Source organism: Parasphingomonas zepuensis (assembly GCF_036663735.1).
Lineage (GTDB): Bacteria > Pseudomonadota > Alphaproteobacteria > Sphingomonadales > Sphingomonadaceae > Sphingomonas.
The window spans coordinates 241,744-253,835 of sequence record NZ_JAXOJO010000006.1 but is presented as its reverse complement, the minus strand read 5'-3'; the positions used below and the strand labels follow the sequence as shown (position 1 = coordinate 253,835).

The following is a 12,092-nucleotide window of genomic DNA, read 5'->3' as shown; positions in this document are numbered from 1 at the left end:
CCGTCGCATGAAGCTCCGCGCCGCCCCCGTCGCTCTGGGCCTCGCCATTGCCGCGTTTGCGTCGAGTGTTGCGGCGCAGGTCGATTACGAGGATGCCTGGTGGGCGCCCGATAGCGGCCGCAGCTTCCCGGCCCAAGCCGATTATGCCGACAGCACCGGAACGCTGCGCGTACTGCTGACCGGCGGGCCGATGGAGACGAAGGGTCATCCCTTTTTCACCGCCACCGGCCCCAGCGGGCGTGCCTGCGTCACCTGCCACCAGCCCGCCGATGCGATGAGCCTGTCCGCAGCCACCGCACGGGCGCGCTGGGATGCGACGGCGGGCAAGGATCCGCTGTTCGCCGCCTATGACGGATCGAATTGCCCGACCCTGCCGCAGGCCGAGCGGGCGTCGCATTCGCTGCTGCTCGATTACGGGCTGATCCGTATCCAGCGGCCCTGGCCGCCAAGGGACGCGGCAGGCAAGGCGATGGCGCCTGATTTCACGATCGAGGTCGTGCGCGATCCGACTACCTGCAATTCGGCCAAAGGCAGCATCTCGGTCTATCGCCGGCCGCGCCCGGTCGCGAACCTCAAATATCTGCTCGCGGTCGGTTTCTATCACGATCCCAAACAGGGCATGCCGCTGCCGCTCGATCCGGAGACCGGCAAGCCCTTGTCGGGCAACCTCATGGCGGACGGCCGGACAAGCACGCTCAACGCGCAGATGACCGACGCGTCAGCGACTCATCTCGAACTGCTCAAGCATATGGACGCGGCCGACATGGCGCGGATCGTCGATTTCGAGAACCGCATCTACACCGCGCAACAGGGAGACCGCACCGGCGGTCAGCTCGATGCAGACGGCGCCGAGGGCGGGGCGGAGAAGCTCGCCGTGTCAAAGCCGGGGCAACTCGGCAGCATCGGGAAGCCGGTGTGGAGCGAGTTCGAGGCGTGGGAAAAACCGAAGCCGGGCCTGAGCCCGGCCCAGGCGGCGTTCCGCGCCTCGGTCGCGCGCGGCGCGAAGATCTTCCGCGACAAGACATTCCTGATCACGGACAGCGCCGGGATCAACTCGCCGATCGGCTTCGGCAACCCGGTGCGCAACGGCTGCGCGTTCTGCCATAACATGTCGCAGATGGGGAACGACGTAGCGCCGGGGCAGGTGGATCTCGGCACGACCAACCAGCCCTTCGCCGACCCGATGCCGTGGCTGCCGCTGTTCCGGGTGACGTGCAAGGGGCCGGCGCATCCGCATTATGGGCGCGTGATCCTGACCAGCGATCCGGGCTATGCGCTGACCACCGGACGTTGTGCCGATGTCGGCAAGATCACCCTGCAATCGCTGCGCGGCCTGTCGGCGCGGGCGCCTTATTTCTCCAACGGGCTGGCCAGGGATATTCGCGGCATCGTCGACTTCTACGAACGGCGCTACAATATCGGCTATACCGAGCAGGAGAAGCAGGACCTGGTCAATCTGATGAGCGCGCTGTGAAGACCCTGGCGGCGCTGGTCGCGATGGCGGGCCTTGCGGGGGGCAGCGCGCCCGAGACGGTCCGCTTCATCACCTGCCCGATCTATCGCGATGCGGATTCGGGCAAGAAATCCGGCTGCTGGCTGGCCGATGACCCGGCGAGCGGCCGACGCTTCGATGTCAGCCAGGCGCCGTCCAAGCCGGACTGGAATCACGAGGTGCTGGTCGAGGGCAGGGTGAGTGCTGCGCCGGGCGATCCGTGCGGCGGGGTGGTGCTTGATCCTGTCCGTACCTCGATCCTGCCTGGCGCCTGCGTGCGGCACATGCTGCCGGCCGAGGGCTATAAGGGCCGGCCGTTCGTGCTGCCCAAGCGCAATGTCGCGCCGATGTCGGCCGTGCGGGCCGTGCCGCCCGGGCCGTATGCGCCGACGACCTTCCACCTGTTCTACGATTTCGATCAGGCGTTCCTGATCTATCAATATGACGATTATCTGCTCGATCAGGCGATCACCTGGATCCGCGCCGCAAAGCCGCGAGCGATCATCGTGACGGGGTATGCCGCGACGGAGCCTGCGATCATCTCCGGTCGCCGGCTCGCGGAAAATGCGACGATTGCGCGGACGCGGGCGGACCGGGTCGCCGAGGCCCTGGTGAGGCTCGGGATCGACCGCCGTATCATCACGGTGCGCGCCGTCGGCAAGGCGGCGCCCGTCGACGTCGATACGGCCGACGGGCTGGCCGAGCCGTCGCGGCGGCGCACCGACATTCTCGTCCGGCCCTGACCGGCTTGCCGCCACCGCCCGCGCCGTCGCCGCATCGGCGGGTGCTGTTGCTTGGCGCGATCACAGCGCTGGGTTCGCTGGCGATCCATATGTTCGTGCCGGCCATGCCGATCGCCGCACTCGCGCTGGGCGGTTCGCCATCGCTCATGCAACTGACGCTGACCCTGTACCTGATCGGCGTCGGCACCGGCCAGATCATCAGCGGGCCGCTGGCCGATCATGTCGGGCGGCGGCCGGTGCTGCTGGGCGGGATCGCGGTTTTCGCGCTTGGCTCGGTACTGTGCTGGCTGGCCGGATCGGTCCCCGTCTTGCTTGGCGGGCGACTGGTCCAGGCGCTCGGCGCGTCGGCCGGACTCGTGGTTGGGCGCGCCATGATCGGCGACGGTGCCGAGGGACGCGGTGCGCGGGACATGGCGCTGCTTACCGCGATCGTCATGCTGTCCCCGATGGTCGCACCGTTGCTTGGCAGCTTCCTGGTCGAGATGGGCGGATGGCGTGCGATCTTTGCCGTGCTGACCCTGCTCGGCCTGGCCTGTGGCGGCGCTGCGCTACGCTGGTTGCCCGAAACGTTCGTCCCGCGCGCTTCTGACTCGAGCCTGCTGACGAACTGGGCCAAGGTGCTGGCAAACCGGATCTTCTTGCGCAATCTGCTGCTCGGCACCTCCTTCACTGCCGGGCTCTACGTCTTTCTCGGAGCGTCGCCCTTCCTGCTGGTCGATTTCTACGGTGCCGATGCCCATGGGCTCGGCGTATATTACGGGGCTGTCGCGCTTGGCGCCGGGGCTGGCGCGCTGTCGGTGAGCCGCTTCGGCGGACGGCTCGGCGGACCAAACATGATGCGTGTCGGCGCGTCCATCGCGATGATAGGAGCGACCGGTTTTCTCGCCGCTGCGGCGTTGGGCCGGCATGAGGTCCTGGCGATGATCATACCGATGGCGATCTTTTCCTTCGGCGGCGGTCTGGTCGTCCCCAACGCCTTTGTCGCCGGGCTGACTGGCAGCCCAGATCATGTCGGCACCGCGGTCAGCGCGTTCGGAGCATTGCAGATGCTGGGTAATGCCGCGGTAAGTTCGCTGGTCGCGGCGCTCGCGCCGCACAGTCCCTTGCCGGTAGCCGTTGCGATCGCTGGCTTGTCGCTACTGACCATGATCCTGACGGTCGCGCCATCGGCGGTGCGCCTTGCTCGAACTAGCGCGCGACTGACGCGGCTGGTTGGAACGACAGTCTGGGCGGCGATTAAAAGGCTTGCGGCGATCGGATATGGGAGTTAGCTTTCATAAATGAAATTCATCGTGCCGCGGCACTTCATGAAAAGGAGAGCGCGGAGGTTCCCTGCGACGACAAGAGCCACCGCGTCCTCGCGACGCTGAATTCCAGCAGCGGGCATGTGAAAGTGTCTGTGCGCTGAGATCGGTCCCTCCTCCGGGCCGCTGACCTCTGGTCGGCGGCTCGCTTTGTGTCTCGGGCAGAGCCAAGTGGCATCGGCGCAGCTCGACGAACGGCGATAAAACGATGATCTGGTGGCGGAGGCCCGTTCCAGAGGAGATTGCACGGCTGGATTTATGGCACCGCGCCGCCGGCCTCTGTTGGGAGTGGGAAGATGCGGATAGCGAAAGATCGCGGCTATACCAGGCGTACGGTGTTGGGTGGCTCCGCCGCCACGGCCGCCGGCTTGATCCTGCCCGGCCCGTCCATCGGCGAAACAGCAGCGCAACATCGCGATCGTCTCTGGTACCGCCAGCCGGCGCGCGTGTGGACCGAGGCGCTGCCGGTCGGCAACGGACGGCTCGGCGCGATGGTCTTTGGCGGCACGGCGCACGAGCGATTGCAGCTGAACGAGGATACGCTTTGGGCTGGCGGCCCCTATAACCCGGTTAATCCGGAAGCCCTTGCCGCCTTGCCGGAGGTACGACGCCTGATCTTTGCCGGCCGATATGCCGAGGCGCAAGCTCTCGCGAATGCCAAGCTCATGGCCAAGCCCCTGAGCCAGATGCCGTACCAGACGGTCGGCGATCTGCTGATCGATATGCCTGGCGTCGCGGCGGAATCGGTCACGGACTACGAGCGCGAACTGGATATCGATGCGGCGGTCGCGACGACTCGTTTTACCTCCAATGGTGTCGGCTTTCGCCGGTCGGTCGTCGTGTCTCCGACCCGACAGGTCATCGCAGTCCTAATCGAGGCAGACCGGCCTGGCTCCGTCGATCTGGATATCGGGTTGAACTCGCCGCAGGACGCGACGGTGACGGTATCGGGCGAAAACTTGCTGCTGGCCGGCCGCAATCGTGCGGAGAAGGGCGTCGGCGCCGCACTCCGGTTCGAGGCGCGCGTTCGCGTGCTTCGGACGGGCGGAAAGCTCGACACGGGCAAGGCGGGCATCGCCGTGCGCGGCGCCAGCTCCGTGACACTGCTGATCGCGATCGCCACCAGCTTTCGCGGGTTCGCGGACGTCTCGGGCGATCCGTCGATCGTGACGGCCGGCCAGATCGCTCAGGCAGGCAAGCTGACCTTCGCGAAGATCGCGGCCGAAACGGCCGTTGAGCACAGGCACCTGTTCCGCAGCGCCTCGCTTGATCTCGGCTCGACGCCTGCGGCGGATCGCCCGACCGACGAACGCATCCGGACCAGCGAAAGTTCGAATGACCCCGCACTCGCGGCATTATATTTCCAATATGGCCGCTACCTGCTGATCTGTTCCTCGCGACCCGGCAGCCAGCCCGCGAACCTGCAGGGCATCTGGAACGAAAGTATCTCCCCGCCCTGGGGTTCCAAATACACGATCAACATCAATACCGAGATGAACTACTGGCCGGCGGAGCAGACGGGCCTCTCCGAATGCACCGCGCCGCTGATCGCGATGGTCCGCAACCTGGCGGAGAGTGGCGCGCGCACCGCGCGCGAGATGTACGGAGCCCGCGGTTGGGTGGCGCACCACAACAGCGACCTGTGGCGTGCGACCGCCCCGATCGACGGGGCGCAATGGGGCTTGTGGCCGCTCGGCGGGGCATGGCTCTGCATCCATTTGTGGGATCGCTACGACTATGGTCGCGATCTGCCCTATCTGCGCTCCGTCTATCCGCTCCTGCATGACGCCGCCTTGTTCTTCCTCGACGTGCTGCAGCCCGATCCCGTGTCCGGCGAGCTCGTCACCAATCCTTCGCTGTCGCCCGAGAACATCCATCCAAAGGGCGCATCGATCTGCGCCGGACCGGCGATGGACATGCAGATCCTGCGCGACCTGTTCGATCAGGTCGCCGCCGCCGCGACGATCCTGAAGGTGGATGCGGCATTCGCCGTGCAACTGCGGGAGGCGCGGGCGCGCCTGGCGCCGGACCGGATCGGCGCGCAGGGCCAGTTGCAGGAATGGCATGCCGATTGGGATGCGATGGCGCCCGAACCGCATCACCGGCACGTCTCGCATCTGTACGGGCTGTACCCGAGCCATCAGATCAATCCGGACGATACGCCGGAACTCGCCCGCGCCGCGCGCCGCTCGCTCGAACTGCGCGGCGACGAGTCGACCGGGTGGGCCACCGCGTGGCGCGCCAACCTCTGGGCGCGGCTGCGCGATGGCGAGCATGCACATCGAATCCTGCGGTTCCTGCTAGGCCCGGAGCGCACCTATCCCAACATGTTCGACGCGCACCCGCCGTTCCAGATCGACGGCAATTTCGGCGGTGCGGCCGCGATGGCCGAGATGCTGATGCAAAGCCGGGGCGACGACATCCTGCTGCTGCCGGCATTGCCCCCGGCGTGGCCGACGGGTTCGGTGACCGGCCTGCGTGCGCGGGGACGCTGCCGAGTGGATCTGTCCTGGCAGGACGGCGAACTTGCGGACGTGACGCTGACCGGCGGCCTCGCCGCGACGCGCACCGTCCGCCTGTGTGATCGCCGGATCACCGTCGTGTTGAAACCGGGCCGCCCGATACGTCTGCAGGGGCCCGACCTTTCGCGCCAGGCATGAGCATCGGACGCTATGTCAGGGTGCATCATGCCTTCGAGCATGCTCGGGCTGCGGGGGAGGCGGCAGGAGATATGGGACACTGACTTGTCCCATATCTCCTGCTTCCTTTTCAGCGAGATGTTAAAATAATATCTTTATTTATCAATTGATTGTCCTGAATCGGCGGCCGTTCCCGGGATGCTGGGTCATTTTGGTAAATCGACCGAGGCGTCGACGCGGAAATTCGCCGATTGCCCTGCCACACCGGTGTCGGGCTGGCCCGAACCGACCGTCACACGATACTGCCCCCTCAGCACGCGCCGCGTGCCGTCGAGCGTAACGGCGCTCAGATCGCGCGGATTCAGATCGAAGCTGATCTTGCGGGCTTCTCCGGGCTTGAGGGAGACGCGCTGGAAGCCGCGCAGGGCCACGCGCGGCGTACCCGGCTCATTCGGAAAGTTCAGATAAAGCTGAGCGACTTCATCGCCGGGGCGATTGCCGGTATTGCGGACTTCCGTGCTGACGCGAATGCCCTTCTCGGCCGAACCGCGCGTTTCGTCGATCTTCACCGGCGCATAGGCAAAACTTGTATAACTGAGGCCGTAGCCGAACGGATAGACGGGCTTGCCCGCGAAATAGCGATAGGTGCGCCCTTTCATGTCATAGTCGCCAAAGGGCGGCAGTTCGTCGATGCTGCGGTAGAAGGTTAGCGGAAGGCGGCCGCTCGGGTTGGTGCGGCCCGACAGGATATTTGCGATGGCGAGGCCTCCGGACTGCCCCGGATACCAGGCCTCGACCAAAGCGGCGGCATTGTCCTTCGCCCAGGAAAGGTTGATCGGGCTGCCGTTCATCGCCACCACCACCAGCGGCTTGCCGGTGGCCTTCGCCTTCTGGAGCAGGGCAATCTGGTCCGCAGGCAGATCGAGCGTGGTCTTGTCGCCACCCTTGAACCCTGGAACTTCGACGGGTGACTCCTCTGCCTCGAGGTCCGAGGTAAGCCCGACAACGGCGACGAGAACATCCGCCTTTGCGGCAGCCGCGGTCAACGCGGCGTCGGGCGTGTTCGACACCCGCTTCCACACCAGCCCGGCGCCGGCCGATCCATGGCCGGTCGCTGCGATCTCGATCGGGTAGCGCTTGCCCTTAACCAACTCGACGATCTTCATCGTTGGCAGGCTGTTCCATTGCGATTTGCTCAGATCGACGAAGGGCTTGCCGTCGAGCTTCATCTCGCCGTCGGTCCCGTTCAAGCCGAGCCGGTATGCGCCGGTTTCCGGCGGCACGATGAAGCCGGTCCAGACGACGCGGTGATACTCGCTGACGTCCTTCAGCGAGAGGCCGCGGCCGCCCACATCGGCCTCGCGCCGCGTGAGCGACGGCGTGGGAGCGTATTTCAGGTCCGCGAGGATCTTGCGCGCCGCGCCGGGCTGGAAAAAGCGGGGCGGGGTGGTGGTCGCGTTATAATAGCGCGCCAGAAGCCCCGGTGCGCCGTCTGGCGTGCGGAGCGCCGTGGTCGGTATCCGATCGCCATCCGTGAAGGTGGGCGCGGCAGGGGCGTAGGTGATGTTGGCGCCCGGCATCGCCTGGCGCAGGCCATCGAGCACCGAGATGGGGACCCCCGACATGGGCGCCGAATAATTACCGCGCAGCACGCGGGTGGCGTCGCCGAGCGGGCCGATCACGGCGACGCGAAGGCCGGGTCGCAGCGGCAACACGCCGTCGTTCTTGAGCAGCACGAGGCTCTTCTCGGCGGCGTCCAGGGCCACCCGGTCATGTTCGGGCGCGCCCACCGCGGATGACGGAATGTTATTAGTGCGAAGGCCCGGCAGGTCTCCGTTGCGGATGCGTGCCGAGAACAGCCGCGTCAGCGCGCGATCGATGTCGCCGACCGAGATCAGGCCACGGTCGAGCGCCTCGCGATAACGTTCGCCCAAGCCGGCGGCGTCACCCAGGGTCGCGCCGTTGCATTCGCTGTCTACCCCGGTCCGTATAGCCGCGGCCACGGCGGCGGCGGCATCCGGCGCATATTTATGGTTGTCGCTGATATCCTTGACCGCATCGCAGTCCGAAACGACGAAGCCGTTGAAACCCCAGGCGCCGCGCAGATGATCCTTCAGCAGCAGATCGCTCGCACAGGCAGGTTGGCCGTCGATCCGGTTATAGGCGCACATGACCGATCCCGCTTTCCCCTCCACGATCGCGGCGCGAAAAGCGGGCAGGTAGGTATCCTCCAGATCATGAGGCGAGACGAACACGTTGGCACCGTGCCGGGTGGATTCCGGACCGCTATGAACGGCGAAGTGCTTCGGCGTGGCGATCACGTTCGGAAGGTCCGGGTTCGGTCCTTGCATGCCCCTGACAAAGGCCACGCCAAGCCGCGCGGCGAGATACGGATCTTCGCCGTAGGTTTCCTGGCCGCGTCCCCAGCGCGGGTCGCGGAAGATGTTGATGTTGGGTGACCAGGTATCGAGGCCAGTCCCGATCCGTCCGGTCTTGCCGGTTTGCCGCGCCAGCGTGTGCAGTCCGCGCACTTCGGTGCTGATCACGCCCGCGACATCCTGGATGAGGGGCGCATCGAAAGTCGCGGCGAGCCCGATGGGCTCGGGGAAATTGGTGGTTGGTACGGAGCCAAGCGCACCATGGAGCGATTCAGTCCACCAATTATACTCCGGGATATCGAGCCGCGAGATGGCGGGTGCCACGTTGACGAGCTGATCGAGCTTTTCGTCCAGGCTGAGCTTGCCGACGATCTGCGCGGCCATCCGATCCGCCGTGGTGCGCGTGTCATCGCCGGATTGCGACGCGGCGGGCGCAGCGACGAATGCGATGCCCGCGAACAGTGCCAGCCGTAATTTTCCAAGCCGCTTCATCGCCATAATCTCTCTCCCATTCACCTGATTATTCGGCCTGCGAGAGGCCGTAGAATTCCGCAGCGGCGCCGGCGAACAAGCGCTCCCGAGCCGCGCCGTCGAGCCCCGCGAGCCGGGCGGCGGTCGTGGCCCACTCCCGATAGCTGTCGCCGGATAGCTGCAGCACCGGCCAGTCGCTGCCCCACATCAATCGTTGGCCGAACGTCTCGACGAGATGATCGATATAGGGCGTCAGTGCCGAGACCGGCTGCATATCGGCCTGCTCGGTGCGCAGACCGGAAAGCTTGCACCATGCGCCGCGCGCCGCCAGCGCGGCGATCTCCGCTCGCCAGGGATCAAGCATTTCGCGAGCGACAAGCGGTTTGGCACCGTGGTCGATGACGATCGGCAGATGAGGCCAGCGATCGGCGAACCGCGCGAGCATCGGCAGATGGCGCGGCTGAACCAGTGCGTCGAACCTCAATCCATGCAGTTGCATCGCCGCGATGGCCGGGGCCACCTCACTCCGCAGCAGCCAGTCCGTATCCTCGATCGACTGAAGCATCGGGCGAAGCCCTCGCATTTTCGGGGCTTGCGCGAGAGCCGCAATGCGCTTCGGCGCACTGGGTGCCGCGAGGTCCGCCCAGCCGACCACCGCCGCGACCAGCGGCGTTCGCCGGGCGAGAGCCAGGATCCAGTCGGTATCCGTATCGCTGGGCTGGGACTGCACCAGCACGGTGGCCTTCAGGTCCAGATCATGGGCCTGTGGTATGAGATCCGCGGGACCGAAATCGCGGTGGATCGCAGCCTCGGTCAATGTCGGCCATTCGTGCCCCGGAGTGGCGAGGCTCCAGAAATGCTGATGCGCGTCGATCATCGCCGGCGCACCGCATGCTTTACAGCAGAGGCCCGAGCGATGCATCTGGCGACACAAAAGCGCGAAAGAGGTTCATGGTCCGCACCACACCCAAAGGCACCTATTCGGCGCCGGCCATCGAGAAGACGTTCGAGATCATCGAGCTGCTGGCCGACCGGCCCGAGGGTGCGCTCGTAAGCGAGATGGCAAGCGAGCTGGGGCGATCGATCGGCGAGCTCTTCCGCATTGTTATCGTGCTCGAGCGGCTCGGCTATCTCCGCAAATCGGCTCGGTCGGATCGTTACACCGTCGCCTACAAGCTGCTCGACACGGCCTTTCGCGCGACCCCGGCGCAGGACCTGGTGCGTGCGGCTTTGCCGGAAATGCAGAGCCTCGCGCTGGAGGCGGGTCAATCGTGCCACTTCGTCGTGCCCAGTGCCGGCCACGGCCTGGTCATTGCCCGCGAGGAGCAACCGGGCATGCGCGGATTCGCCATTAAGGTCGGAAGCAGCGTCAACATCGTTCGCAGTTGTTCCGGACAGGTGATTCTCGCCTTTTCCACGCCCCAGCGTGCCGATGCGATCATCGCGACCGCCAGGGACGAACAGGATATCGCGTTCGATCCGGACGATCTCGCAGCGCATCTCGCCGCGATCCGCGAGCGTGGATTCGACGCGCGGCAGAGTCCGATCACGCACGGCGTTACCGACATCAGCTGCCCGGTGTTCGGCTTCGACGGCGGCGTCGTGGGCGCGCTCACCATCCCGTTTCTCGAACTGATCGATGGCTCCCAAAAGGTCGACGTCGACGCGGCACGCGAGATGCTGCGCCGCGCCGCCGCGAGGATTTCGGATACGCTCGGGCATAATTCGGAGCACGCGGTTCCCCCTGCAGCCTAGCGTTGCCTGGGGACGCGCCGGGCGTAGGCCGCGATCACGACGAAACAGGTCAGCGGCAGCGCCAGTGCCACCGGCACACCGCCCATATGTTCGGCGACGACCCCCATCAGCGGCGGGAAGATCGCACCGCCGATGATGGCCATGATGATGAACGAGGAGCCGAGCGGTCGCGCCGTGTCGAGATCAGCGACGCCCAGAGCGAAGATCGTCGGGAACATGATCGACATGAAGAAGCTGGTCAGCATGAGCGCGCCAAGGGCGGCCCAGCCGATCCCCGTCATTGCCAGGGCGCAAAGCAGCACGTTGACGGCCGCATATGCCCCAAGCAGCGTCGCCGGGCGCACCCGCCACATCAACGCGGCGCCGCTGAAGCGGCCGATCATGAACAGGACGAGACTGATCGAAAGCAGGTAGGCGGCGTTGCGTTCGCTGATCTCGGGCATCACGTCCTTCACGAAATCGATGAAGAAGCTCCAGATGCCGACCTGGGCGCCAACATAGAAAAATTGCGCGATGACTGCGCCGATCAGCGCGCGGTCGCGGAGCAAGTCGGCGAACTGGTGGCGCAGCGGCGCGTCGCCACCCGATCGCCCCTCCGGCAGTTGTGCCAGCGCGACAGCGGCGGCGACGATCAAGGCGGCGCCCGCGAGCAGGGAATAGGGAAGTTGTACGGTGGTCGCCTCGCTCGCGCGGTACGCGGCGAGTTCGGCTGGCGTCATGGCGGCGATGGTTGCGCCGGAATGCTCGATGCCCGAAAAGATCAACAGCCCACCGATGATCGGCGCGATGAAGCCGCCCAATCCATTGAACGCCTGAGCCAGATTGAGCCGCTGCACGGCCGTACCCGGATCTCCGAACGCGCCGATATAGGCATTTGCCGTGGTTTCGAGACAAGCGGCGCCTGCCGCGATGACGAACAAGGCAAACAGGAACATACCGAAGTTCAGCATCAGGGAGGCGGGATAGAAGAGCAGCGCGCCGATCGCGTAAAGGCTGAGCCCGACCAGAATACCTGCCCGATATCCCAGGCGCCGCATCAGCAGCCCGGCCGGCAACGCCACCACGAAATAGCCGATATAGAAGACGAACTGGATGAAGCCGGCTTCCGTCCGGTGGAGACCAAGCGACTTCTGAAACTGGCGGATGAGGATGTCGTTGAAATTATTGGCGAGCGCCCACAGGAAAAACAGGCTGACCACCAGGATGAAGCCCCAGCGATAGCCCGGCGTGACAAATGCGCGCCGGTCTTCGGCGGCAGTGTCCGGCAGTGTGGCGTTCGCGATCGTACCCAACATCCCGCTCCAATTTCT

Annotated in this window: 8 protein-coding genes; 5 read left to right on the top strand and 3 right to left on the bottom strand. The window is 65.7% G+C overall.

What is annotated here, in order from left to right; genetic code table 11:
- Positions 1-7: 7 nt before the first annotated feature.
- From U1769_RS21605 to U1769_RS21590, 4 genes are all read left to right on the top strand, one after another.
- Complete coding sequence (locus tag U1769_RS21605; protein WP_332720111.1) at positions 8-1,474, top strand: hypothetical protein; 1,467 nt, start codon at positions 8-10, stop codon at positions 1,472-1,474.
- Positions 1,471-2,235, top strand: coding sequence for an OmpA family protein (locus U1769_RS21600; protein ID WP_332720110.1), 765 nt, complete (start codon positions 1,471-1,473; stop codon positions 2,233-2,235). The genes U1769_RS21605 and U1769_RS21600 overlap by 4 nt, the downstream gene beginning before the upstream one ends.
- 5 nt (positions 2,236-2,240) lie before the next feature.
- Positions 2,241-3,506 carry a multidrug effflux MFS transporter gene (locus U1769_RS21595; RefSeq protein WP_332720109.1) on the top strand — a complete coding sequence of 422 codons (1,266 nt, stop codon included), beginning with the start codon at positions 2,241-2,243 and terminating at the stop codon, positions 3,504-3,506.
- Positions 3,507-3,835: 329 nt separating this feature from the next.
- Positions 3,836-6,199, top strand: a complete 2,364-nt coding sequence (locus U1769_RS21590; RefSeq protein WP_332720108.1) for a glycoside hydrolase family 95 protein — start codon at positions 3,836-3,838, stop codon at positions 6,197-6,199.
- Between the two features lie 185 nt (positions 6,200-6,384).
- On the opposite strand, the gene U1769_RS21585 is transcribed toward U1769_RS21590, so the two are convergent.
- The gene (locus tag U1769_RS21585) at positions 6,385-9,054 is read right to left on the bottom strand and encodes a glycoside hydrolase family 3 C-terminal domain-containing protein (RefSeq protein ID WP_332720107.1); all 2,670 of its coding nucleotides are present in this window, start codon (positions 9,052-9,054) and stop codon (positions 6,385-6,387) included.
- A gap of 22 nt (positions 9,055-9,076) precedes the next feature.
- Positions 9,077-9,904 carry an amidohydrolase family protein gene (locus U1769_RS21580; protein WP_332720106.1) on the bottom strand — a complete coding sequence of 276 codons (828 nt, stop codon included), beginning with the start codon at positions 9,902-9,904 and terminating at the stop codon, positions 9,077-9,079.
- A 74-nt stretch (positions 9,905-9,978) separates the two neighbouring features.
- Here U1769_RS21580 and U1769_RS21575 point away from each other — a divergent pair, with 74 nt between their 5' ends.
- Entirely contained in the window at positions 9,979-10,782 is an 804-nt protein-coding gene (locus U1769_RS21575; RefSeq protein ID WP_332720105.1) for an IclR family transcriptional regulator, read from the top strand.
- On the opposite strand, the gene fucP is transcribed toward U1769_RS21575, so the two are convergent.
- The gene (fucP, locus tag U1769_RS21570) at positions 10,779-12,077 is read right to left on the bottom strand and encodes an L-fucose:H+ symporter permease (protein WP_332720104.1); all 1,299 of its coding nucleotides are present in this window, start codon (positions 12,075-12,077) and stop codon (positions 10,779-10,781) included. The genes U1769_RS21575 and fucP overlap by 4 nt on opposite strands.
- Positions 12,078-12,092 lie beyond the last annotated feature (15 nt).